23 protein-coding genes and 1 pseudogene are annotated in these 23,248 nt (G+C 71.7%); 8 read left to right on the top strand and 16 right to left on the bottom strand.

Annotated elements, in window-relative coordinates:
* Window positions 1-143 precede the first annotated feature (143 nt).
* From glgA to FMEAI12_RS20510, 10 genes are all read right to left on the bottom strand, one after another.
* Window positions 144-1,331, bottom strand: a complete 1,188-nt coding sequence (gene glgA, locus FMEAI12_RS20555; RefSeq protein ID WP_071065489.1) for a glycogen synthase — start codon at window positions 1,329-1,331, stop codon at window positions 144-146.
* 48 nt (window positions 1,332-1,379) lie between these two features.
* Window positions 1,380-2,621 (bottom strand): glucose-1-phosphate adenylyltransferase, encoded by a 1,242-nt coding sequence (gene glgC, locus FMEAI12_RS20550; RefSeq protein ID WP_112107453.1) that lies wholly within the window; start codon window positions 2,619-2,621, stop codon window positions 1,380-1,382.
* Window positions 2,622-2,876: 255 nt separating this feature from the next.
* A complete protein-coding gene (locus FMEAI12_RS20545) occupies window positions 2,877-3,260 on the bottom strand; it encodes a metal-sulfur cluster assembly factor (protein WP_071065491.1) in 384 nt (127 codons plus the stop codon).
* Between the two features lie 2 nt (window positions 3,261-3,262).
* Window positions 3,263-3,718, bottom strand: coding sequence for a Fe-S cluster assembly sulfur transfer protein SufU (gene sufU / locus FMEAI12_RS20540; RefSeq protein WP_071065492.1), 456 nt, complete (start codon window positions 3,716-3,718; stop codon window positions 3,263-3,265).
* Window positions 3,715-5,040 carry a cysteine desulfurase gene (locus FMEAI12_RS20535; protein ID WP_112107450.1) on the bottom strand — a complete coding sequence of 442 codons (1,326 nt, stop codon included), beginning with the start codon at window positions 5,038-5,040 and terminating at the stop codon, window positions 3,715-3,717. The genes sufU and FMEAI12_RS20535 overlap by 4 nt, the downstream gene beginning before the upstream one ends.
* Entirely contained in the window at window positions 5,037-5,816 is a 780-nt protein-coding gene (gene sufC / locus FMEAI12_RS20530) for a Fe-S cluster assembly ATPase SufC (RefSeq protein WP_198541413.1), read from the bottom strand. Before sufC ends, FMEAI12_RS20535 begins: the two co-directional genes overlap by 4 nt.
* An 8-nt stretch (window positions 5,817-5,824) precedes the next feature.
* Window positions 5,825-6,169 carry a non-heme iron oxygenase ferredoxin subunit gene (locus FMEAI12_RS20525; protein WP_071065495.1) on the bottom strand — a complete coding sequence of 115 codons (345 nt, stop codon included), beginning with the start codon at window positions 6,167-6,169 and terminating at the stop codon, window positions 5,825-5,827.
* Window positions 6,166-7,311 carry a Fe-S cluster assembly protein SufD gene (gene sufD, locus FMEAI12_RS20520; RefSeq protein WP_071065496.1) on the bottom strand — a complete coding sequence of 382 codons (1,146 nt, stop codon included), beginning with the start codon at window positions 7,309-7,311 and terminating at the stop codon, window positions 6,166-6,168. The genes FMEAI12_RS20525 and sufD overlap by 4 nt, the downstream gene beginning before the upstream one ends.
* Window positions 7,311-8,723: a Fe-S cluster assembly protein SufB gene (sufB, locus tag FMEAI12_RS20515; RefSeq protein ID WP_071065497.1), complete on the bottom strand. Its 1,413-nt coding sequence runs from the start codon at window positions 8,721-8,723 to the stop codon at window positions 7,311-7,313. Before sufB ends, sufD begins: the two co-directional genes overlap by 1 nt.
* Complete coding sequence (locus tag FMEAI12_RS20510; RefSeq protein WP_071065498.1) at window positions 8,720-9,499, bottom strand: metalloregulator ArsR/SmtB family transcription factor; 780 nt, start codon at window positions 9,497-9,499, stop codon at window positions 8,720-8,722. Before FMEAI12_RS20510 ends, sufB begins: the two co-directional genes overlap by 4 nt.
* Window positions 9,500-9,845: 346 nt before the next feature.
* Here FMEAI12_RS20510 and FMEAI12_RS20505 point away from each other — a divergent pair, with 346 nt between their 5' ends.
* The 6 genes from FMEAI12_RS20505 (at window position 9,846) to FMEAI12_RS20480 (ending at window position 16,060) form a co-directional block, all read left to right on the top strand.
* Window positions 9,846-10,622 (top strand): hypothetical protein, encoded by a 777-nt coding sequence (locus FMEAI12_RS20505; RefSeq protein WP_071065499.1) that lies wholly within the window; start codon window positions 9,846-9,848, stop codon window positions 10,620-10,622.
* 69 nt (window positions 10,623-10,691) lie between these two features.
* Window positions 10,692-12,185 (top strand): glycerol kinase GlpK, encoded by a 1,494-nt coding sequence (glpK, locus tag FMEAI12_RS20500; RefSeq protein ID WP_112107448.1) that lies wholly within the window; start codon window positions 10,692-10,694, stop codon window positions 12,183-12,185.
* Window positions 12,186-12,379: 194 nt separating this feature from the next.
* The gene (locus tag FMEAI12_RS20495; protein ID WP_071065501.1) at window positions 12,380-12,919 is read left to right on the top strand and encodes a transcriptional regulator; all 540 of its coding nucleotides are present in this window, start codon (window positions 12,380-12,382) and stop codon (window positions 12,917-12,919) included.
* Window positions 12,920-12,973: 54 nt separating this feature from the next.
* Entirely contained in the window at window positions 12,974-14,140 is a 1,167-nt protein-coding gene (locus tag FMEAI12_RS20490; protein ID WP_112107446.1) for an ABC transporter ATP-binding protein, read from the top strand.
* A complete protein-coding gene (locus tag FMEAI12_RS20485) occupies window positions 14,137-14,958 on the top strand; it encodes an ABC transporter permease (RefSeq protein WP_112107444.1) in 822 nt (273 codons plus the stop codon). Before FMEAI12_RS20490 ends, FMEAI12_RS20485 begins: the two co-directional genes overlap by 4 nt.
* An 88-nt stretch (window positions 14,959-15,046) precedes the next feature.
* On the top strand, window positions 15,047-16,060 hold the full coding sequence (locus tag FMEAI12_RS20480; RefSeq protein WP_235014238.1) for a heme A synthase: 1,014 nt from the start codon (window positions 15,047-15,049) through the stop codon (window positions 16,058-16,060).
* 31 nt (window positions 16,061-16,091) lie between these two features.
* Here FMEAI12_RS20480 and FMEAI12_RS20475 read toward each other — a convergent pair whose 3' ends face one another.
* The 6 genes and pseudogenes from FMEAI12_RS20475 to FMEAI12_RS20450 all read right to left on the bottom strand — a co-directional run bounded on the left by FMEAI12_RS20475 (window position 16,092) and on the right by FMEAI12_RS20450 (window position 19,539).
* Window positions 16,092-16,727, bottom strand: coding sequence for a TIGR03086 family metal-binding protein (locus tag FMEAI12_RS20475; RefSeq protein WP_112107439.1), 636 nt, complete (start codon window positions 16,725-16,727; stop codon window positions 16,092-16,094).
* Window positions 16,728-16,758: 31 nt separating this feature from the next.
* On the bottom strand, window positions 16,759-17,259 hold the full coding sequence (locus tag FMEAI12_RS20470; RefSeq protein ID WP_112107437.1) for an SRPBCC domain-containing protein: 501 nt from the start codon (window positions 17,257-17,259) through the stop codon (window positions 16,759-16,761).
* On the bottom strand, window positions 17,259-17,660 hold the full coding sequence (locus FMEAI12_RS20465) for a metalloregulator ArsR/SmtB family transcription factor (RefSeq protein WP_071065506.1): 402 nt from the start codon (window positions 17,658-17,660) through the stop codon (window positions 17,259-17,261). Before FMEAI12_RS20465 ends, FMEAI12_RS20470 begins: the two co-directional genes overlap by 1 nt.
* Before the next feature lie 215 nt (window positions 17,661-17,875).
* Window positions 17,876-18,199, bottom strand: a pseudogene (locus tag FMEAI12_RS40045) (aldehyde reductase); the annotation flags it as partial.
* Entirely contained in the window at window positions 18,184-18,387 is a 204-nt protein-coding gene (locus FMEAI12_RS40040) for a MerR family DNA-binding transcriptional regulator (RefSeq protein ID WP_368672093.1), read from the bottom strand. The pseudogene FMEAI12_RS40045 and the gene FMEAI12_RS40040, both read right to left, overlap by 16 nt.
* A 171-nt stretch (window positions 18,388-18,558) precedes the next feature.
* Window positions 18,559-19,539, bottom strand: coding sequence for a heme o synthase (locus FMEAI12_RS20450; RefSeq protein ID WP_071065509.1), 981 nt, complete (start codon window positions 19,537-19,539; stop codon window positions 18,559-18,561).
* Window positions 19,540-20,394: 855 nt separating this feature from the next.
* On the opposite strand from FMEAI12_RS20450, the gene tal reads away from it, so the two are divergent.
* Together tal and zwf are read left to right on the top strand one after the other, a co-directional pair.
* A complete protein-coding gene (tal, locus tag FMEAI12_RS20445; protein WP_112107435.1) occupies window positions 20,395-21,504 on the top strand; it encodes a transaldolase in 1,110 nt (369 codons plus the stop codon).
* 180 nt (window positions 21,505-21,684) lie between these two features.
* Entirely contained in the window at window positions 21,685-23,217 is a 1,533-nt protein-coding gene (zwf, locus tag FMEAI12_RS20440; RefSeq protein ID WP_020459676.1) for a glucose-6-phosphate dehydrogenase, read from the top strand.
* The last annotated feature ends 31 nt before the right edge of the window (window positions 23,218-23,248 follow it).

Here is a 23,248-nt window from a genome sequence, read left to right as displayed (position 1 = left end):
CCGACCCGCCGAGGTCCTCGCCGAAGCCACTCGACACGTGGCGCCAGACGCGATCATCACCCGGAACGGCGGCCCGTTCCACCTCGACGACTCGATCCGCGCACTCCTGCGAGATCACGCCGCGTGAACCGCTACCTGCCCGTTCAACCGGAGCTGCCGGTGACCTTCTCGTAGAGGCGGGCGGTACGCTCGGCCACCGCGGGCCAGCCGAACTCGGCGACGGCACGGTCCCGCCCCGCGCGGCCCATGGCGGCGGCGCGCCCGGGGTCGGCGAGCACCTCGTTGATCGCGGCTGCCAACGCCGCGGGGTCGTCCGGTGGCACGAGCAGGCCCGTCTCGCCGGACGCGACGACCTCGGGGATGCCGCCGACCCGGGAGGCGACCACGGCCGTACCGCAGGCCATCGCCTCCAGGTTGACGATGCCCAGCGGCTCGTAGACGGACGGGCAGACGAACACCGTCGCGTGCGACAGGATCTGGATCACCTCGGGCTTGGCGAGCATGCCGGACAGCCAGACCACGCCGTCGCGGCTGGCGCGCAGGCCGTCCACCAGCCCGGTGACCTCGGCGAGCTGCTCGGGGGTGTCCGGAGCGCCGGCGCAGAGCACGAGCTGCGCGGACGGGTCGAGCCGGGCCGCGGCCCGCAGCAGCACGGGCAGCCCCTTCTGCCGGGTTATGCGCCCGACGAAGACCACCGACGGGCGATCCGGGTCCACGCCGTACCGCTCGAGGACGTCGGTGCGGTTGTCCGGGGTGTACTCGTCGGTGTCGATGCCGTTGCGGATGACATGCACGCGCCCGGGGTCGACCTCGGGGTAGGCGTCGAGGATGTCGGCGCGCATGCCCTCGCTGACCGCCACCACAGCCGCCGCGGCGGAGATCGCCACCCGCTCACACCACGACGACAGCCGGTAGCCCCCGCCGAGCTGCTCGGCCTTCCACGGTCGGCGCGGCTCGAGCGAGTGCGCGGTCATCACGTGCGGGATGCCCTGCACGAGGGACGTCAGATGCCCGGCGAGGTTGGTGTACCAGGTGTGGGAGTGCACGACGTCGGCACCGCCGGCACGGTCCACCGCCGCCGCCATCGACAGGTCCATCGAGGCGATCCGCAGGGCGTCGTTCGCCCCATCGAGCGCCGGCCAGGGCCGGTGCGCCTCGACCGCGGCCGTGCTGGCTGCGCCGGCGGTGCCTGGAGATGGGCGCGGGTCGCCTTCGCAGTGCACGGTCAGGTCGACCAGCCGCGCCAGCTCCCGCGCGAGGTACTCGACGTGCACCCCGGCGCCGCCGTAGACATCCGGCGGGTACTCACGTGTGAACAGCGCGACCCGCATCCGTTCCTCGGCCCTTCGCTCGGTTCCGCCCTGGTCCGCTGGAGCGGATCAGTCCGCTATCGTGACGCCCTTGCCGACCACGGTGACTCCGGCCTCGCTGACCTGGTAGCCGCGGGCGCGGTCGTGGTCCTTGTCCACCCCGACGGTCGCGCCCGGGGGGACGACCACGTTCTTGTCGAGGATGGCGTCACGGACCACGGCGCGCCGTCCGATGACGGAGTTGTCCATCACGACGGCGTTCTCGACGACCGACCACGAGTTCACCCGGACCCCCGGGGACAGCACGGAGCGGCGCACCGCGCCACCGGAGATGATCACACCGTTGCTGACGATGCTGTCGGTGGCGACGCCGACCCGGCCCGGCGTGTCGTGCACGAACTTCGCCGGGGGGATGGACGGCGGGACGTTGGTGTAGATCGGCCAGTCCCGGTTGTAGAGGTTGAAGACCGGGTCGAGCGCGCACAGGTCCATGTGCGCGTCGAAGTAGGAGTCCAGGGTGCCGACATCCCGCCAGTAGCCGTGGTCGCGCTCGAGCGCCCCGGGCACCTGGTTGGCGGCGAAGTCGTAGACGGCGGCCGTGCCCTGCTCGACCAGCATCGGGACGATGCTGCCGCCCATGTCGTGGACGCTCTCCGGGTCGGCGGCGTCGGCGCGCAGGGCGTCGATGAGCACGTCGGTGGTGAACACGTAGTTGCCCATCGACGCGAAGATCTCGTCGGGGCTGCCCGGCAGTCCCGGGGGGTCGGCCGGCTTCTCCAGGAACTCCGCGATGGTGACCCCGTCATCCGCGGTGCGGATCACCCCGAACGCGCTGCCCTCCGACCGGGGGACGCGCAGCCCCGCCACCGTGACCCCGGCGCCGGTCTCCAGATGCTGGGCGACCATCTGGCGCGGGTCCATCCGGTAGACGTGGTCGGCGCCGAAGACCACGACCACGTCGGGGGCCTCGTCGTGGACGAGGTTGAGGGACTGGTGGATGGCGTCCGCGCTGCCGGCGAACCACTGCGGGCCGAGGCGCTGTTGGGCGGGCACCGGCGTCACGTAGTTGCCGAGCAGGTTGCTCATCCGCCAGGTGGTCGTGATGTGCCGGTCGAGGCTGTGGCTCTTGTACTGGGTCAGCACGGCGATCCGCAGGTAGCCGCCGTTGACCAGGTTCGACAGGACGAAGTCGACCAGGCGGTAGATCCCGCCGAACGGCACCGCGGGTTTCGCGCGGTCGGCGGTCAGCGGAGCCAGGCGCTTTCCCGCGCCACCCGCCAAGACAAGACCCAGCACCCGCGGGCTGCGCATACTTCGGCCCGGCTCCCCGTGATCGACCCGAATCCGGGACGGATCCGCCCCGGCACAGACCGGATGACCACACCCGAACATGTGCCCAGGCTGTGTGCATTCCGGTCATCTCGGAGCCTACAAGGGACCACTGGGGTCAGTGGCTGCACGTCAAAGAGTTAGCCACGAGGTAAGAAAACGGTCAGGTCACGCTACGACGCTACGGCGACCCAGGGTGCCGCCCCGGGCCGCCGCTCCGTACTAATCAGGTACAGATCAGACGTTGAACCCGAGAGCGCGCAGCTGCTCCCGGCCCTCGTCGGTGATCTTGTCCGGGCCCCACGGCGGCATCCAGACCCAGTTGATCGTGACGTCGTTGACCAGGTTGTCCGGCCCGTCGACGAGTGCCGAGCGGGTCTGGTCCTCGATGACGTCGGTCAACGGGCAGGCCGCCGAGGTCAGCGTCATGTCGAGGGTGACCGTGTTGTCGTCCGCGATGTTGATGCCGTACACCAGGCCGAGGTCGACGACGTTGATCCCGAGCTCGGGGTCGACGACGTCGCGCATGGCCTCCTCGACGTCGTCGAACGATGCCTTCTCCACGACGACAGCCCTCTCGGTGACCCGCGCCGGCTCGGTGGGGGTGGCGGTCTCGCTCATGGTCACTTCTCCTGCTCGGGGACGAGGGCGGTGGCCTGCGCGGTGGCGTCCTTCCAGGCCATCCAGGACAGCAGTGCGCACTTCACCCGGGCCGGGTACTTGGAGACGCCCGCGAACGCGACCGCGTCCTCGAGCACCTCCTCGTCGCCCTCCTGGGTGCCGCGGGACTGCATCAGCGCCAGGAACTCGCGTTCGAGCTCGAGCGCGTCCGCCACCGACTTCCCGATCACCAGGTCGGCCATCACGCTGGCCGAGGCCTGACTGATCGAGCAGCCCTCGCTCTCGTAGGACACGTCCGCGACGACACCGTCGGCGACCTTGACCCGCAGGGTCACCTCGTCGCCACAGGTCGGGTTGACGTGGTGCACCTCGGCGTCGAACGGGTCACGCAGGCCGCGGTGATGCGGGTTGCGATAGTGGTCCAGGATGATCTCCTGGTACATGGAGTCGAGCTTCACCTCAGGAAGAACCTCCTGACCTGCCCGAGACCTTCCACCAACGCGTCGACGTCGGCGGTGTTCGTGTACAGGTGGAACGAGGCCCGGGTGGTCGCCGGCACGCCGTAGCGCAGGCAGACCGGGCGGGCGCAGTGGTGGCCGACCCGCACCGCGACGCCCTGCTCGTCCAGGATCTGGCCGACGTCGTGCGGGTGCAGTGGGCGGTCCTCGGAGTCGCGCAGGGCGAACGAGATCGCCCCGCCGCGGCCCTCGGCGGTCGGCGGTCCGATGATCCGCAGGCCCGGGACGCCCGCGAGCGCGTCGAGCGCGTACGCGGTGATCTCGTGCTCGTGCGCGGCGACCGCGTCCATGCCGAGGCCGGTGAGGTAGTCCACCGCGGCGCCGAGGCCGATCGCCTGGGAGATCATCGGGGTGCCCGCCTCGAAGCGGTGCGGCGCAGCGGCGTAGGTCGAGGCCTCCATGGTGACGACCTCGATCATCTCTCCACCACCGAGGAACGGAGGCATCACCTCGAGCAGCTCGCGCCGCCCCCACAGCACGCCGATGCCGGTGGGCCCGCACATCTTGTGCCCGGTGAAGGCGAGGAAGTCCACCCCGAGGTCGACGACGTCGATCGGCATGTGCGGCACCGACTGGGAGCCGTCGAGCACGGTGAGCGCCCCGACCTCACGAGCCCGGGCGACGATCGTCGCGACCGGGTTGACCGTGCCGAGGATGTTCGACTGGTGCACGAAGGAGACGATCTTCGCCCGGTCGGTGATGACCTCGTCGAGGTGTGCCAGGTCGAGCCGGCCGTCCTCGGTGAGACCGATCCAGCGCAGGGTGGCGCCGGTGCGCGCGCACAGCATCTGCCAGGGCACCAGGTTGGAGTGGTGCTCCATCTCGGTGATGACGACCTCGTCGCCCGGCCCGAGCCGGAACCGCTCCGCTTCCGGACCGCCCGTGACGGCGTTGCTCATCGCGTAGGCGACGAGGTTCAGCGCCTCCGAGGAGTTCTTCGTGAACACGATCTCGCGCCGGTCGGGCGCGCCGACGAACGCCGCGATCTTGTCCCGGGACTCCTCGTAGAGGGCCGTGGCCTCCTCGGCGAGCACGTGGATACCGCGGTGCACGTTGGCGTTGTGCCGCTCGTAGTAGGTCCGCTCGGCGTCGAGGACGGCCAGCGGCTTCTGCGACGTCGCGGCGCTGTCGAGGTAGACCAGCGGCAGGCCGTCGTGCACCGTGCGGGCGAGGATCGGGAAGTCGCGACGGACCCGCTCGACGTCGAACCCGGCGCCGGCGTGCGCGCCGACTCCCGCCGCGCGTGTCTCGACGACGGTCATGAGACCGCCGCCGCCGGCTCCACGCCCTTGACGTACCGGTCGTAGCCGGAATCCTCCAGGGTCGCCGCGAGCTCGGGACCGCCCTCGTCCACGATCCGCCCGCCCGCCATGACGTGCACGAACTCGGGCTTCACGTAGCGCAGGATGCGGGTGTAGTGGGTGATGAGCAGGATGCCCGTCTCCCCCTTGGCCCGCACCGCCTCGATGCCGGCGGAGACGATGCGCAGCGCGTCGACGTCCAGGCCGGAGTCGGTCTCGTCGAGAATGGCGACCTTCGGCGCGAGCAGCGTCATCTGCAGGATCTCGTGGCGCTTCTTCTCACCGCCGGAGAAGCCCTCGTTGACGCTGCGCTCGGCGAACGCCGGGTCCATCTCCAGCCCGGCCATCGCCTGCTTGACCTCCTTGACCCAGGTGCGCAGCTTCGGCGCCTCGCCACGCACCGCCGTCGCCGACGAGCGCAGGAAGTTCGACACCGAGACGCCGGGCACCTCGACCGGGTACTGCATCGCCAGGAAGATCCCGGCCCGCGCGCGGGCGTCCACGGACATGGCGAGGACGTCCTCGCCGTCGAGGGTGACGGTGCCCTCGGTGACCGTGTACTTGGGGTGGCCGGCGATGGAGTAGGAGAGCGTGGACTTGCCGGAGCCGTTCGGCCCCATGATCGCGTGGGTCTCGCCCTTGCGGACGGTGAGGTCGACCCCGCGCAGGATCTCGCGCGGGCCCTCCGTGTCGGTGTCCACCGACACGTGCAAGTTGCGGATCTCGAGAACAGACACCGCGGTCGTCACCCTCGCTTCGGGTTCGTGTGAAGGTCGACGAGGACGTCGTCGCCGTCGATGGTCACTGGGTATGTGGGCACCGGGTCGATCGCCGGCAGGCTCGTCGGCTGGCCGGTGGCGAGGTCGAACTGGGAGCCGTGCAGCCAGCACTCGATGAGGCCGTTCTCTACTTCTCCCTCGGAGAGCTGCACGTCGGCGTGCGAGCACTCGTCGCGCACCGCGTACAGCCGGCCGCCGGAGCGGACGACGCAGATTGGCTCGCCGTCGATCTCGACGCCGAGCGCGGCCTCGTCGCCGAGGTCGGCGGCGGCGCAGGCGCGCCGCCAGTGCGTGTCGGTCGTGCTGGTCATACGCCCACCGCCGCCAGCTCCTCCTCGACCCGGCTCATGACGCGCTCGCGCAGCTCGGGGAGGTCGATCCGGTCGACGATCTCGGCGAAGAAACCGCGGACCACCAGGCGACGGGCCTCGTCGGCGGGGATGCCGCGCGACATCAGGTAGAACAGCGCCTCGTCGTCGAAGCGGCCGGTCGCGCTGGCGTGGCCGGCGCCGACGACCTCCCCGGTGAGGATCTCCAGGTTGGGCACCGAGTCGGCGCGCGCGCCGTCGGTGAGCACCAGGTTGCGGTTCAGCTCGTAGGTGTCGGTGCCGACGGCGTCGGCACCGATCACGACGTCGCCGATCCACACCGCATGCGCGCCCTCGCCCTGCAGCGCGCCCTTGTAGGTGACCCGGCTGCGGCAGGACCGCGCCTCGTGGGTGACCAGCAGGCGGTGCTCCTGGTGCTGGCCCGCCTCGGTGAAGAACAGGCCGTAGAGCTCTGCGTCACCACCGGGGCCGCGGTAGTCCACGGTCGGGTTCAGCCGGACGAGGTCGCCGCCGAGGGTGATGGTGAACGAGCGAAGCCGCGCGTCGCGGCCCACCGAGTAGGCGTGCGCGCCCAGGTGGACGGAGTCTTCCGCCCAGTCCTGGACGGTGACGAACGTCAGCGCCGCGCCGTGGCCGATGAACACCTCGACGTTGCCGGCGAAGGTGGCGCTGCCGGTGTGGTCGAGGACGACCGTGGCCGTGGCGAACGGGCCGAGCTCGACGAGCACGTGCTCGTAGCAGACGCCGCCGTCGCCCCGCAGGCTCACGACCACCGGTTCGGTGAGCGCGGCCTCGGCCGGGATGGTGACGGACAGGCCGCCGTCCGAACGGGCCATGGCGAACGCCGCCGGGCGGTCCGCCGGGGTGAGCACGCGCCCGATCCGGGAGTCGGTCGGGGCGAGCCGCTCGATCTCGACGCCGTCCGGCGCGGAGACCGAGACGTCGACCTTGGAGTCGGCGACGGGGCCGTTGAGCAGGCCGCGCAGGCGGCGCAGCGGGGTGAACCGCCACGCCTCCTCGCGACCGCCAGGTACTGCGTGGTCCTCGGGGTCACGGGACCGAACGGGACGCGGAGCCGCGCCGGCCTGGGCCGGGGGGCGTCCCGTGGCATCGATGACGGCCATCAGCCGACTGCGCCTTCCATCTGGAGCTCGATGAGCCGGTTGAGTTCGAGGGCGTACTCCATGGGCAGCTCGCGGGCGACCGGCTCGATGAAGCCGCGCACCACCATGGCCATCGCCTCGTCCTCGGACAGACCTCTGCTCATCAGGTAGAAGAGCTGGTCCTCGCCGACCTTGGAGACGCTGGCCTCGTGCCCGATGGAGGCGTCGTCCTCGCGGACGTCGACATAGGGGTAGGTGTCGGAGCGGCTGACCGCGTCGACCAGCAGCGCGTCACACTTCACCGTCGACCGCGAGGCGTGCGAGCCCTCGTTGATCTGGACCAGGCCACGGTACGAGGTCCGGCCGCCGCCGCGGGCCACGGACTTCGAGACAATCTTGGACGAGGTGCGCGGCGCCGCGTGCACCATCTTGGCGCCGGCGTCCTGGTGCTGGCCCTCACCTGCGAAGGCGATCGAGAGGACCTCGCCGTGGGCCTGCTCGCCGAGCAGCCACACCGCCGGGTACTTCATCGTCACCTTGGAGCCGATGTTGCCGTCGATCCACTCCATGGTGGCGCCCTCGTGGCAGGCGGCCCGCTTCGTGACCAGGTTGTAGACGTTGTTCGACCAGTTCTGGATGGTCGTGTACCGGCAGCGGGCGTTCTTCTTCACGACGATCTCGACGACCGCGGAGTGCAGCGAGTCCGACGAGTAGACCGGCGCGGTGCAGCCCTCGACGTAGTGGACGTAGGCGCCCTCGTCCACGATGATCAGGGTGCGCTCGAACTGGCCCATGTTCTCGGTGTTGATCCGGAAGTAGGCCTGCAGCGGGATCTCGACCTGCACGCCCGGCGGGACGTAGATGAACGAGCCACCCGACCACACCGAGGTGTTCAGCGCGGCGAACTTGTTGTCGCCGACCGGGATCACCGAGCCGAAGTACTCCTGGAAGATCTCCGGGTGCTCGCGCAGCCCCGAGTCGGTGTCCAGGAAGATGACGCCCTGCTCCTCGAGGTCCTCACGGATCTTGTGGTAGACGACCTCCGACTCGTACTGGGCCGCGACGCCGGAGATCAGCCGCTGCTTCTCCGCCTCCGGGATGCCGAGCCGGTCGTAGGTGGCCCGGATCTCCTCCGGCAGGTCCGCCCACTCCTCGGCCTGCTTCTCCGTCGACCTGACGAAGTACTTGATGTTGTCGAAGTGGATGCCGGTCAGATCCGCACCCCAGGTCGGCATGGGCTTGCGCTCGAAGAGCTTCAGGCCCTTCAGCCGCAGGTCGGTCATCCAGGACGGCTCGTTCTTCTTCGCCGAGATGCTACGTACGACCGCCTCGGAGAGGCCACGTTCCACGTCGACGGCATAGGCGTCCGCATCCGCCCAGCCGAACCGGTAGGAGCCAAGGCCCTCAAGGGCGGTCTCGGCAGAGGTGGTCATAGAGAACCTTCCGGAAAGGTGGATGGTTGTGATGTCTGCCCGGACGGGGTCCTGTCGGGCGCCGCGCCCGCTGGCCCGGAGGCCCCCGACGGCGAGAGCACCGTGATCGACTCCACCGGGATCACCGGTATGTGTGTGGTGCAGACGCCGTCGCCGTGGGCGATCGTGGCCAGGCGCTGCACGTGCGTGTCGAGGAGCCGCGCCAACATCGCCGTCTCGGCCTCGCACAACGCGGGGAAGCGCTCGGCCACGTGCTGCACCGGGCAGTGGTGCTGGCAGATCTGGGTACCGCTCGGCAGCTCGGAGACGCTGGCCGTGTACCCGGCCTGGGTCATGGCCGCGGCGATCGCCTCCGGGCGCTCCGCCGGCGGCACGGCGACGACCTCGTCGCGGATCCGCCGTTCCAGATCGACCCCGCGTACCCGGGCGAACTCGGCCACCGCGTCGGGGCCGCAGGCGTCCGCGAGGAACAGCAGCGCGCCGGCGGCCAGGTCGGAGTAGGCCGTGGGGCCGGCCTGGTGCCCGGCCTCGGTGAGGGTGTAGCGCCGGGCCGGCCGGCCCCGCCCGCGCCGGCCGTGGACCACGGTCGATGTGGTCGTTATGGTGCCGTCCGAGGTCATAGCGTCGAGATGCCGGCGGACGGCCGCCGGCGACAGCCCGAGCTCGTGCGAGAGGTCCGCGGCCGTCGACGGGCCGCGTTCGAGCAGGAGCCGCACGAGGCGATCCCGGGTGCGACCGTCGGTCGCGCCCGTGGACACCTCCTGCTCGCTTTTCACAACACCAGTGTGCCCTATTTCCAGGACGTGGTCGAACCGAGGCGGCCGTCGCCCACCTGACGGGCCCGTGATCTCCTTCATAGGGTCGGGTCACCGACAGAAGTCGGGTCTTCCAGGTCACATGCGACCGCTTCGGACATACCCGATCGGACCCCTCCCACAGGCGGATGGGACACTTCGCCCGGCGCGCGCGGAACATCACCCGGGCGCGGCTGCGGGCTCCTGTCCGCCCTGACCGGAGCGGTCCGGGCAGCACGGCCGGAGCCTGCGCGGACCTCACCATGGTCCCCACCGGACATCCCGGCGACCGCAGACGGCCCGGGGCGGCACGGGAGGCGACGGAGAGATGCGGACGGTTCGCGGCGGCACCGCACATCCCGGCGGGATCCTCGATCCGGGCACCACCATCGATCCACGCGGCGCCGCGCACCCGACGGCCGCACGCCGACCGGCGCGGCGGGTCGCGGCCCTGCTGCTGGCCGGCGCCGTGCTGGCGCTCACCGCCTGCACCGGCGGCTCCGACACGAACGGCCTGGAGGACGCCTCGCCGGCCGAGATCGGCACGAGGTCGGTCGAGGCGCTGCGCACGGCGCAGAGCGTGCGCGTCGTCGGGACGGTCCAGGACCCGTCGGCGGACGGGACGACCAACTACGACCTGGTGATGTCCGGGTCGTCGTCCCGGGGCACCGTCACCTCCGGCTCGATCGTCACCGAGGTCGTGAAGATCGCGGACGACACCTACGCCCGCGGCAGCAAGGAGTACTACGAGTCGATCGGCGAGGGTGCCGCCGCCGAGCTGCTCGCCGACCGCTGGGTCCGGCTCTCCGACGACGCCGCGGGCCAGTACCGCTACTTCACCATCGACGGCTTCGCCCTCTCGATCGGCGAGTACGTGTCCGCGCTGGACGGCGACGTGAGCACCGAGAAGATCAACGGCAAGCCGGCCGTCGAGGTGGGTAGCAAGGTCGGGACGCGCCTGTGGGCCGCCAACACCGGCGACGCCGTGCCGCTGCGCCTGGAGCTGCTGGGCGGCGACGAGGGCAAGATGGAGTTCTCCGAGTACGGATCAAAGGTCGCGATCGCCGCACCGGCCAACGCCGTCGACCTCGCCTCGCTGGCCTGACGGCTCTGCTGGCCCGACGGCTCTGCTGGCCTGACGGAGGCGGGCGGCCCACGTAGGGGGGACCCGACGATGCTGGTGGCCGCTGTTGATCAGGGCACGACAGGGACCACGGTCTGCCTGCTCGACGAGGAGGCCGCGGTCGTCGGCCGCGGCTACCGCGCGGTCGGCACGTCCTTCCCCCGCCCGGGCTGGGTGGAGCAGGACCCGGCGGAGCTGCTGCGCGGCGTCGTCGACACCGTCGCCGCCGCGCTGGCCGACGCCGGGCGGGCCCCGTCCGACCTGGCAGCGGTGGGGATCACCAACCAGCGCGAGACCACGGTGCTCTGGGAACGCCGCACCGGACGTCCACTGCACCCCGCCGTGGTCTGGCAGGACCGGCGCACGGCGGATGTCTGCGAACGGCTGGCCGCGGCCGGCCATGGGCCGCGGGTCCAGGAGCGCACCGGTCTGGTGCTCGACCCCTATTTCTCCGGGACGAAGGCCGCCTGGGTGCTCGACCACGTCGACGGGGCCCGCCGGGCGGCCGCGGCCGGCGAGGTCGCGTTCGGCACCGTCGACTCCTGGCTCGTCTGGGGCCTGACCGGCGGGCGGGCGCACATCACCGATGTCACCAACGCCTCCCGCACGATGCTGTTCGACCTGGCGGACGGCGCCTGGTCGGCCGAGATGTGCGACCTGCTGGACGTCCCGGCCGAGCTGCTCGCCGAGGTGGTGCCGAGCTCCCGGGTGTACGCCGAGACCGACCCGGAGGTGTTCCTCGGGGTCCGGGTGCCGATCGCCGCGGTCGTCGGCGACCAGCAGGCCGCCCTGTTCGCGCAGGCGTGCTTCGAGCCCGGCCAGGCCAAGAACACCTACGGCACCGGCTCGTTCGTCCTGGTCAACACCGGGGCGACGCTCCCGGCACCGCAGTCGTCGCTGCTGCGCACTGTCGCGTTCGGGCTCGACGGCGAGTCGCTCACCTACGCGCTGGAGGGGGCGATTCTCTCCACCGGCTCCGCGGTGCAGTGGCTGCGTGACGGGCTGGGCGTCATCTCCGACGCCGAGCAGACCGCGGCGCTGGCCGCCTCGCTGGACGGCAACGACGGGGTGTACTTCGTCCCCGCGCTCGCCGGGCTCGGCGCGCCGCACTGGGATCCGCGCGCCCGCGGCACGCTGGTCGGCCTCACCCGGGCGACCGGCCGGGCGCACCTGGCCCGCGCGGTGCTCGAGGGCATCGCCTACCAGACCAGGGACGTCGTCGAGGAGATGGCCGCGGGCGCCGGGGTGACGGTGACCCAGCTGCGGGCGGACGGCGGCGCCGCGCGCAACCCGTGGCTGATGCAGTTCCAGGCCGACATCCTCGGGGTCGAGGTGGACGTCCCGGAGAACATCGAGACCACGGCGCTGGGGTCGGGCTACCTGGCCGGGCTGGCGACCGGTGTCTACGCCGGGCGCGACGAGCTGGACGCCCGACGACGCACCGCGGCGCGGTACCAGCCGGCCATGGGCGAAGACCAGCGAGCCGAGCTTTACGGGCAGTGGCTGCGCGCCGTCGAGCGCTCACGGGACTGGGATCGCGGCTGACCTGGTTGTTTGCGCGGTTTCCGCGACGAGAAACCGACATGTCCCACATCTGGACAACGATTGAAGCCCACTTAGAGACAACAAAGGCTCGCGGCTGATTGGGAAAACTGCCTGCCGCCGTCCGCGATACCTGCCAACCTGTTCTGCGGGGGCGGTTGGCGTCTCCTGCCGCACCTGACCCCCGGACGGAGACCGTGACCGACGCGGACTACGCCCTGGAACTCGGCCGCCGCCTCCGGGCGGCCCGCAACCGCCGCGGGCTGTCCCTGCTCGACGTCCAGGAACGCACCGGCGGGCGCTGGACCGCCGGAACCCTCGGTGCCTACGAACGTGGCAGCCGGACCCTGCGGGTGCACCGTCTCGTCGAGCTCGCCGAGCTGTACGACGTCCCCGCGACCCTGCTGGTGCCGCCGCCGGTCGAACGACGAGAGACCGACGACCTGCCGCCGCTGGTGATCGACCTGCGCCGCCTGCGCAAGCTGCCCCCGACCCGGACGGGCCCGCTGCGCCGGTGGATCGCGATCGTGCAGGTGCTGCGCTCCGACAGCTCTCGGGACGTGCTGCGCCTGCGCCGCTCCGACCTCCAGTCGCTGTCCCGGCTGTACAGCACGACACCCGCCGTCCTCTACGAACGGCTCGGTGCCTGGGGCACGCTGGTCGAGGCCGGCGAGCCGGTACCGGCCGGCGGCCGGCGCCGGGCGGCCACGGTCCGCCCGACACAACCCCGCCGATAACGCCCGGCGATAACGGCACGGATAACCCCGCGCCGAGTCCGTAGGATCGGCGGCGTGGCGGAGGTCCTGGCAGTCGAGGTGACCGATCTGGTCAAGATCTACCGGCGGTCCGCCGGCGGGAACACCGCACGTCCGCGCTACCTGCGCGCCGGAACGCCCGAGGCCTCCGGAGGCCCCGCGACCATACCAAGATCTTCCCGGGCCCACGGGCGCCGCCAGGCGCACCCGCCCACCGAGACCAAACAGGGTGACGCGCCGCCGCCCGGGCGTGCCGACCGCGGCACACAGACCCGCGGCACACAGACCATCGAGGGCCAGGTCCTCCCCGGCGGGGAGCGCGCGGCCCAGATCCGGGCGGTCGACGGCCTGTCGCTGAGCGTCTCGGTGGGTTCCGTCACCGCCGTGCTCGGGCCGAACGGCGCCGGCAAGACCACCACGATCGAGATCTGCGAGGGATTCCGGGCGGCCGACAGCGGCGAGGTCCGCGTCCTCGGTCTGGACCCGATCCGCGACGGCGCCGCGCTCCGCCCGCGGGTGGGTGTGATGTTGCAGGCTGGCGGCATGTACCCGGGCGCGCGCGCCGGCGAGATGCTGCGGCTGATCGCCGCGCACCATGCCAACCCGCTCGACGCGGGCGTCCTGATGGAACGCCTCGGGCTCGCCGAGGTTGCGGGCGTGCCGTTCCGCCGGCTCTCCGGCGGCCAGCAGCAGCGGCTCTCCCTCGCGATGGCCGTCGTCGGCCGGCCCGAGCTGGTCTTCCTCGACGAGCCGACCGCGGGCCTCGACGTCCAGGGCCGCCGCGACACCTGGGAGCTCATCGAGGAGCTGCGGCTGTCCGGGGTCACGGTCGTGCTCACCACCCACGCGATGGACGAGGCCGAGCGCCTCTCCGACCAGGTCGTGATCGTGAACCGGGGCCGGGTCGCCGCCGCCGGGTCGCCGGCCGAGCTGACCCGCGGCGGCGCCGAGGGCCAGCTGCGCTTCCGCGCGCCGGTCGGCCTCGACGTCGAGCGCCTGCTGCTGGCCCTGCCCGACGGCACGACCGGCCGGGAGGGGCCGTCCGGCCACTACCTGGTGCAGGGCACCGTCGACCCCCAGCTGCTCGCCGCGGTCACCGCGTGGTGCGCCAGCAACGGCGTGCTCGCCGAGGACCTGCGGGTCGAACAGCGCACCCTGGAGGACGTGTTCGTGGAGCTGACCGGCTCGGAGCTGGCGTCATGAGCGTGGCCGACACCGCCACGGCCGGCGCCGCGCCCGGCACCGTGCTTGATCTGCGCCCGGCGCCGGGCGCGGCGCCGCGGGCCCGGATGCTGGCCGCGCAGACCCGCCTCGAGCTCACACTCACCCTGCGCCGCGGCGAATCCGTCCTGCTCACCCTGATCATCCCGATCGGCCTGCTCGTCTTCTTCTCCGCCGTGGACGTCCTGCCGACCTCGACGACCACGCAGAGCTCAGTGGACTTCCTCGTCCCCGGGGTGCTCGCGCTGGCCGTGATGTCCACCGCGTTCACCGGCCAGGCCATCGCGACCGGGTTCGAGCGCTCCTACGGGGTGCTCAAGCGGCTGGGCGCGTCCCCGCTCCCCCGCTCGATCCTGCTCGCGGGCAAGACGCTGGCCGTGCTCGCGGTCGAGGTCGTCCAGCTCGTCCTGCTGGTCGCCGTCGGCTTCGCCCTCGGCTGGGACCCGGCCGGCTCGGTCGCCAGCGCGGGCTGGGTGATCCTGCTCGTCCTGCTCGGGACGGCCGCCTTCTCCGGCCTGGGCCTGCTGATGGCCGGCACGCTGCGCGCCGAGGCGACACTCGCCGCCGCGAACGGCGTGTACCTGCTGCTGCTCCTGGTGGGCGGCGTGGTGTTCCCGCTGGACGAGCTGCCCGGCTGGATGCGGGTCGTCGCCGAGGCCCTGCCCACGGCCGCGCTGTCGGACGGGCTGCGCGCGGTGCTGGCCGACGGCTCCGGGCCGGGGGCGGGCAACCTGCTCGTGCTCGCACTGTGGTCGGTGGGCGCGCTGGGGCTCGCGGCGCGGCTGTTCCGCTGGGAATAGCCGGCCGGCGACCACGGCCCGCGCGCCGGTGCCGGGCCACCCGGTAGTGGCGGCGCGCACCCCTTGCCACGGACTCGGGCGGATTACTATGACCGCGATGCCAACTTCTACCGATCGTCGGAGCAAGCCCCGCGAGAGCGGCGGCGCCAGCCAGCCGGACACCACCACCGGCCGGCTACCGGTGATCGGGCTGCGCGCCTTCCGCCGGCTGACACTGGCCAGTGTCCTCCTGCTCGCCGCGATCGTGGTGAGCGGCGGCGCCGTCCGGCTGACCGGCTCCGGGCTGGGCTGCCCCACCTGGCCGCAGTGCGGCGACGGCTCCTTCACCCCGCACTCGGCATACGCCCTCAACGGCGCCATCGAGTTCGGCAACAGGGTCGTCAGCATCGTCGTCGGCCTGGTCGTGCTGGCCCTGCCGATCGCGGCCCGGCGGCTGTGCGAACCGCGGCGGGACCTGCTGCTGCTCTCCCTCGGCCTGTGGCTCGGCTTCGTCGGCCAGGCGGTGCTCGGCGGGATCACGGTGCTGGTGAAGCTGCACCCGGCCACCGTCGCCGCGCACTTCCTGCTGTCGATGGTCCTGCTGTTCAACGCCGTGGCGCTGCACCGGCGGGCCCGTCAGGCCGCCGGCCCGACCCCGCCGGCGGTCCGCCCGGAGCTCCTCTGGCTCGCCCGGCTGCTGATGACCGTGGCCGGGGGCGTGCTCGTCCTGGGCACCGTCGTGACCGGCACCGGGCCGCACAGCGGCGACAGTGAGGACACGAAGCGGTTCGGCTTCGACATCGTCAACGTCGCCCAGCTCCACGCCGACGGCGCGATGATCCTCACCGGCCTCACCGTTGCGATGATCTTCGCCGTCCGGCTGACGCCCGCCCCCGCGGAGGCCCGCCGCAGCGCGAACGCCCTCGCGCTGACCGTCGTCGCCCAGGCCGCGATCGGCTTCACCCAGTACTTCGCCGGCATCCCGCCGCTGCTCGTCGCCCTGCACATGGCCGGCGCGACCATCATGTGGATCGTCACCGTCCAGCTGTGGCTGGCCATGAGCGAACGCCCCCCGGCGAGGGAGAGCGCCTGGACGGGCTCCCGCCAGGTCGCCGCGGGTTGACCTCCCCGCCGTAGCGGTCGGGCCAGCCGAGCTACCGGCCGCCGGGCCGCCAGAACGGGTCGCGGCCGATGAAGCCGAGCAGGCGGGTCTGGGCGTCCGAATCGTCGGGGACGGCGACCCGTGGCCCGTACTGGCCGGAGGATCGGATGACGTCCTCCATCTGTTCCATGCCGCCGAGCAGCAGGCCGCAGAAGCCAGCGTCGAGGCGACCGTCCTGGCCGGTGGCCCTGGCCAGGTCCCAGGTGTGCATGAATACGTCGGCCGTGTAGATCATGTCGGTGGCTGTGGCGACCGACAGCTCGCCCATGTGCGGGTTGCGAAGGGTCAGCGCGGCGGTGGTCGGGTCGTCGAGGAGCCGCTGGACAGCATCGGCGTGTGTCTGCCACGCCCGCACCGGGTCCTCGTCGACGGGTGGACCGTGCCGCAGGGCCGGCCCGCCGCCTGCCTCAAGGAAGCCGGTGAACCATTCGCACAGGTGACCGACCACGTCGCGGGCTACCCAACCGGCGACCGGCGCGGGGGCGTCCCAGTCCCGGGTCCCGAGAACCCGGTCGGTAAAGGTGCCGGCGATCCGCCGGTGGCGCTCGGCCGGGCGGTCGGCGAGCGCCGTCAGCGCCACGGAGGATGCTGCCGGGGATGGGGGTCTCGTCCCCTCGGACGTCGTCATCGTGGGTTCCGCACTGTTCGGCGCGCCCGGATCAGACGGCACCGGAGGACACCAGGGCAGCCAGTTTGGCGTAGCCCTCGTCGATGCCGGTCTGCATGCCGCCGCGTAGCCAGGCGTCCCTGCTCTCGAAGCTGTCGACCAGCGACTGGGCGTGCAGCCGGGTGCGGCCGTCACCGAGGTCCTCGAACCACATCGTCTCCAGCGCCACGCTGTCCGGCTCGCCCTCGAAGGCGAAGGTCTGCACGATCCGGTCCGGGCGGACCTCATGGAAGCAGCCGCGGAAGCGAAAGTCGACACCGTCCCGACGGGCGACATAGCGCCAGCTTCCGCCGTTGGTGGCGTCCCAGTGCTCGATCGTCGTGTCCAACCCGTCCGGCCCGACCCACCGGGCGAACAGGGCCGGGTCGGTGTGCGCGCGGAAGAGCTGCTCCGGTGTGGCGGCGAAGTCCCGGGTGAGCCGGATCAGCGGTACCCGCGGGTCGGCTTCGATGCGGGTCGTCCCCGCGGTGGCGGTGCTGCTGTTGCTACTCATCAGGCTGTTCCCCTCATTGGCTGTTCGTCGTTCGTGCCCGCGTCCGGCCCGCCGCTCCCGGCGGTGGACGCCTCGTTCGCCGGACTGCCGTTCATCTCGGCCAGCACCGCGTCCAGGCGGCGGTAGCGCTGCTCGGCTCGGCGGCGGTACCGCTCTATCCACCCCGTCATCAGGTCGAGCACCTCGGCTTCGAGGTGCACAGGACTGCGATGGGCGCTCCCCGCCCGGGTGATCAGTCCCGCCTGCTCAAGCACCTTCAGGTGCTTCGACACCGCCTGGACGGACATGTCGTACGGCGCGGCGAGCTCGCCGACGGTGGCGTCGCCGGCCGTGAGCCGGGCGACCAGATCCCGCCGTGTCGGGTCCGTGAGCGCCGCGAAGAGTCGCGACAGCTGATCCACAAAACCTTCCCTCAACCGATCGGTTGACGATGACGGTAGGCGTGGGCGGCCAGGACGTCAACCATCAAGTTGAGAACCTGTTTTCCCTGCCTGGCGGGCAGCCGAAACAGGCGGCATCGTGCAGGCGCCGACACCGCACACAGATCGACGCACCATGACACCGCGCCACGCAGAGCCGCCGCTACGGCACCGTTATCGCCGCGCCGCGCGCCGCCGGCGATGGCGGGCAGGCTGTACTCGTCACCGGCGACGGCGAGGAACCGCTGTCCCGCCGCGGCCGGGCTGTTCATGGCCAGGAGATGCAACTCGGCGACGGCGCGGACGTCGACGACCCCGGAGTACAGGCGGGGGATGGCGGGCATGGCACCGGCGAGCAGGCGCCGTACCAGGTCGATGGAGCTGGCGTAGTCCGCGCCCAGCACCGGCCCGAAGATCCCGACCGGGTTGATCACCGCGAGTTCCAGCGTTCCGCCTTCGCGCCGCACGAAGTCCCACGCGGCGCGCTCGGCGAGGGTCTTCGACTTCACGTACGCGCTGAGGCCGGGCTCGGCGGGATCGGTGACCACGTCCACGGCACGCATCTCCGCGTCGAGGTCCCCGCGATCACGGGCGGCCCACAGATCGGCCTTGGCTCGCAGGTAGCGAAGCCGAACAGGCCCACCCGTTCGTAGTAGCGCAGCGTCGGCTCGGTGAACCCCGTCCGCCGCGAGACCTCCTGAATCGTCATCATCATCCGCACGTCCGTCTCCGTCATGACCCCAGGCTGACGAACCTCAAGCGCTTCAGGTCAAGCGTGCGCCGAGCGCTGCCGACCGGCTCCGGAACCGACGACGCCCGTCACCCTGGATGCGGGTGACGGGCGGGAGCCAGCTAACAGCGGTACCGGATCAGGGGGGTGTCAGAGCAGCGCCGCGACGGCCAGGGCCGCGAAGAGGAGGGTCAGGTAGGTGATGGACATGTGGAACAGGCGCATCGGCTTGATCTCCTCGCCGCGCTTGGCGCGGGCGGCCATCCGGTGGGCCTCGGCGACGAACCAGGCGCCGAGCAGAACCGCCGGGACCAGGTACACCAGGCCGATGTCGGCCACGGGGGCGACGGCGAGGGAGACCGCGACCATCAGGTAGGAGTAGGCCAGGATGCGGCGGGTGACGACCTCGAGCGTGGCCACCACGGGGAGCATCGGGACGCCGGCGGCGGCGTAGTCGTCCTTGAAGCGGATCGCCAGCGCCCAGAAGTGCGGCGGCGTCCAGAAGAACACGACCGCGAAGAGCAGCACGGCGGGCCAGCCGACCGTGCCGGTCACGGCGGACCAGCCGATCAGCACCGGGAAGCAGCCCGCGGCGCCGCCGATGACGATGTTCGACGGGGAGCGTCGCTTGAGGCCGAGCGTGTAGACGAAGACGTAGAAGGCGATGGCCCCGACGGACAGCACGGCCGACGTCCAGTTGACCAGCAGGCCGAACATGAGGGTCGAGATGATGCCGAGGGCGATGCCGAAACGCAGCGCCTGGGCGGGTTCGACGACCTCCCGGACGAGCGGGCGGCGTTTCGTGCGGCCCATGAGCTGGTCGATGTCGCGGTCGACGTAGCAGTTGATCGTGTTGGCGCTGCCGGCGGAGAGGGTGCCGGCGAGCAGCGTCACCGCGATCAGCCACCAGGACGGCATCCCGCGCTCGGCGAGGAGCATGACCGGCACCGTGGAGACGAGGAGCAGCTCCACGACCCGCAGTTTCATCAGCGCTATGTAGGACCGGGCCCGGTCGGTCGCCCGGGCCAGTCGGCCCCGGGGAACGACCAGGACATCACCGGACGGCTCCGCCCCGGCGGCCGGCGCCGCGGGTACCGGGACGGCGGGTACCGGGACGGCGGCGGAGGTCACGGCAACACGCGGCGGTTGACCCGCGCCCGCGGCGGGAATGGCCCGCGGGGCAGGTCCCGCCGTGGCCGGACGGCCACCGCTCGACGTCACCGGGCGGCGGGGCAAGCCCTGCCGGTGGCGAACAACGGCCTCGGGAGACAGAACGACCTCGCGATCGGCGCGGTCATCCAGCGAACCGCGCGGGACGGTGCCCGAGAGAGGGCGTGGGTGGTGTTCTACGACGTGTCGGAGTCTAGCTGCCGGGAGCCGGGCAGTGCGCGTGGGCTGCGTCCCGATGGGGTCCGCACCCCGCGTGTGGGCGCCGTCCACCGGGGGCGCCGGGCTTGCTGTGCGCAGGCCGCGCGCGTCGCCGCCGCCCGCGGCCGCGGGCTGGTGACGTCGGCGGCCGCGGCCGGGCGACGTCGGCTGCCGCGGCGGACGGCGGCAGGCCAGCGGAAAGCCAGTGTTCTTCGGCACGTTCCCGGTGTGCCACTCGGACACGGACACTGGGGTGAGGATCACGCATGCGGGTAGGGCCGAGGGCAGGGACATCTGGCACGGTCGCCGTAAGCAGTAAGGAAGGCGGCGCAAGGGCAGTGACGATTTCGGCCGGGACGCCCGCGTCCGCCGCACCTGGCCGCGCAATGGCGACGGAGGGCCGTCCGGCCGGGTGCGATCATTGTGGGGGACGAGCACCCATCGTGGGCCGCGCGACGACGCGCCGGTCCATCCGACGATCAGCCCATCCGACGATCAGCGGGCCCGGCGACGCCGGTGCCCGGCGGGGCCGCCCCGAACGATAAGCCCACCCACGGACCACTGCACCGACCGCACCACTGCGGCGCGACGACACGGCCGCGGAGAGGATTACGTCCGATGAGCAAGCCCCTGTCCGACCTGTCAGCCGCCGGCGTGGCGGTGTGGCTGGACGACATCAGCCGCGAGCGGATCCGGACCGGCAACCTCGCCGAGCTCGCCCGCACCCGCAGCGTCGTCGGCGTCACCAGCAACCCGACGATCTTCCAGAAGGCCATCGGCGGCGGTGAGACGTACAACGAGCAGCTCCGCGACCTGGCCGTTCGCGGGGTCGACGTGGGCGAGGCCGTCCGCGCGATCACCGCGGCGGACATCCGCGACGCCTGCGACATCCTGCGACCCGCCTACGACGCCAGCTCCGGCGTCGACGGCCGGGTCTCCCTCGAGGTCGACCCGCGGCTCGCGCACGAGACCGAGCGCACGGTCGCCGAGGCCCGTGCCCTGTGGTGGTCGGTCGACCGGCCGAACCTGTTCATCAAGATCCCGGCGACGAAGTCCGGCCTGCCGGCCATCACCGCGACGCTGGCGCAGGGCATCAGCGTGAACGTGACGCTGATCTTCGCGCTGGACCGCTACGAGGCCGTCATGGACGCGTTCATGACCGGCCTCGAGCAGGCCCTCGCCGCCGGCCGGGACATCTCCGACGTGGCCTCCGTCGCGTCCTTCTTCGTCAGCCGCGTCGACAGCGAGGTCGACGGCCGGCTCGCGAAGATCGGCACCCCGAAGGCGGAGGCCCTGCGTTCGAAGGCCGCGATCGCCAACGCCCGGCTCGCCTACGAGCTGTACGAGAAGATCTTCAGCACGCCGCGCTGGGAGCGGCTCGCCGCCGCCGGCGGGAAGCCCCAGCGCCCGCTGTGGGCGTCGACGTCGACGAAGGACCCGGGGCTGCCGGACACCCTCTACGTGACGGAGCTGATCGCCCCGGGCACCGTCAACACGATGCCGGAGGCGACGCTCGAGGCGTTCGCCGACCACGGGGTCGTGCCCGGCGACACCATCACGCCCAACTACGAGGACGCCCGCGCCGTCCTGGCCGAGCTCGCCGAGCTCGGAGTGGACATGGCCGACGTCGTCGAGGTGCTGGAGGTCGAGGGCGTCCGCAAGTTCGAGGACTCCTGGAACCAGCTCCTCGACACCATCCGCGAGCAGCTCGGCTCCGCCGCGTCCTGACCGTTCCGCCGGTCCGGCCCCGTCCGCCCGACCCGTCCGTCCGACCTCCTCCGCCCGGCCGCGCCATCCCGCCTGGGCAGACCGGGCCGGCCGGCGGGAGTATCGGGGAGGCGGACCGGCGGTGACACGGGCCGCGGTCACCATGAATCGCGAGCACCACGAACTGTGAAGGGGGAACGGGTGGCGTCCACCGCTAGTGGCAACCCACTGCGGGATCCACGGGACCGGAGGCTGCCGCGGCTACCGGACAACAGCGCGCTGGTGGTTTTCGGCGCGACCGGTGACCTGGCCCGCAAGAAGCTCATACCGGCCGTCTACGATCTCGCGAACCGGGGGCTGCTCCCGCCGGGTTTCGTCCTGGTCGGCTTCGCCCGCCGGGACTGGAGCGACGACGAGTTCGCCGCCTTCGCCCGCGAGTCGGCGGAACGCGGCGCCCGGACACCGTTCCGCGAGGACACCTGGGAGCGGCTCGCCGGCTCCCTGCGGTTCTGCCAGGGCTCGTTCTCCGACGACGCCGCGTTCGACGGCCTCGCCGCGACGCTGACCGACCTGGAGCACAGCCACGGGATCCGGGGCAACGCGGCCTTCTACCTGTCGATCCCGCCGACGGCTTTTCCCGTCGTCCTCAAGCAGATGCAGCGGACGGGCCTGGCCTCCAACGAGGCCGCGGGCGGCTGGCGCCGGGTCGTCATCGAGAAGCCGTTCGGGCACGACCTGGAGTCCGCGCGCGAACTGAACTCGCTGGTCGACGACGTCTTCACCCCCGACGACGTCTTCCGCATCGACCACTACCTGGGCAAGGAGACGGTTCAGAACCTCTTCGCCCTGCGGTTCGCCAACACCCTTTTCGAGCCGATCTGGAACTCCCACTTCGTCGACTCGGTGCAGATCACCATGGCCGAGGACGTCGGCATCGGCACCCGGGCCGGCTTCTACGACGAGACCGGCGCGGCCCGCGACGTCCTGCAGAACCACCTGCTGCAACTGCTGGCGCTCACCGCGATGGAGGAGCCGGTCAGTTTCGGCGCGGACACCATCCGCACCGAGAAGCTGAAGGTCCTGCGGGCGGTGTCGCTGCCCGACGACTACGCCACGTTCGCCGTGCGCGGGCAGTACTCGCAGGGTTGGCTCGCCGGCGAGCGGGTCCGCGGCTACCTTGAGGAAGCCGACATCCCGGCGGACTCGACGACGGAGACCTTCGTCGCGGTGAAGCTCGGCGTCGAGACGCGGCGCTGGGCCGGCGTGCCGTTCTACCTGCGGACGGGCAAGCGCCTGCCGCGGCGGGTCACCGAGATCGCGATCACCTTCACCAAGGCGCCGCACCTGCCGTTCGACGAAACCGACACCGCCGAGCTGGGCAACAACCAGCTGGTGATCCGGGTGCAGCCGGACGAGGGCGTCACGCTGCGCTTCGGCTCGAAGGTCCCCGGCTCGGCCATGGAGGTGCGCGACGTCGCCATGGACTTCCTGTTCGGCGAGGCGTTCACCGAGGCGCTGCCCGAGGCCTACGAGCGCCTGATCCTGGACGTCCTGCTCGGCGACGCGACGCTGTTCCCGAACAACGCCGAGGTCGAGGAGTCGTGGCGGATCATCGACCCGCTCGAGGAGTTCTGGCGGAGCACGAAGCCGCACACGTACCGGGCCGGGAGCTGGGGCCCGGCGGCGGCCGACGACATGCTCGCCCGCGACGGCCGCCGGTGGCGCCGGCCATGACCCGCTATCCGCGCCACGCCGAAGGGAGACT

Origin of the sequence: Parafrankia sp. Ea1.12, assembly GCF_900465275.1 — a bacterium.
Taxonomy (GTDB): Bacteria; Actinomycetota; Actinomycetes; order Frankiales; family Frankiaceae; genus Parafrankia; species Parafrankia soli.
The sequence above is the reverse complement of the archived record's forward strand: the minus strand, read 5'-3'. Positions and strand labels throughout refer to the sequence as shown.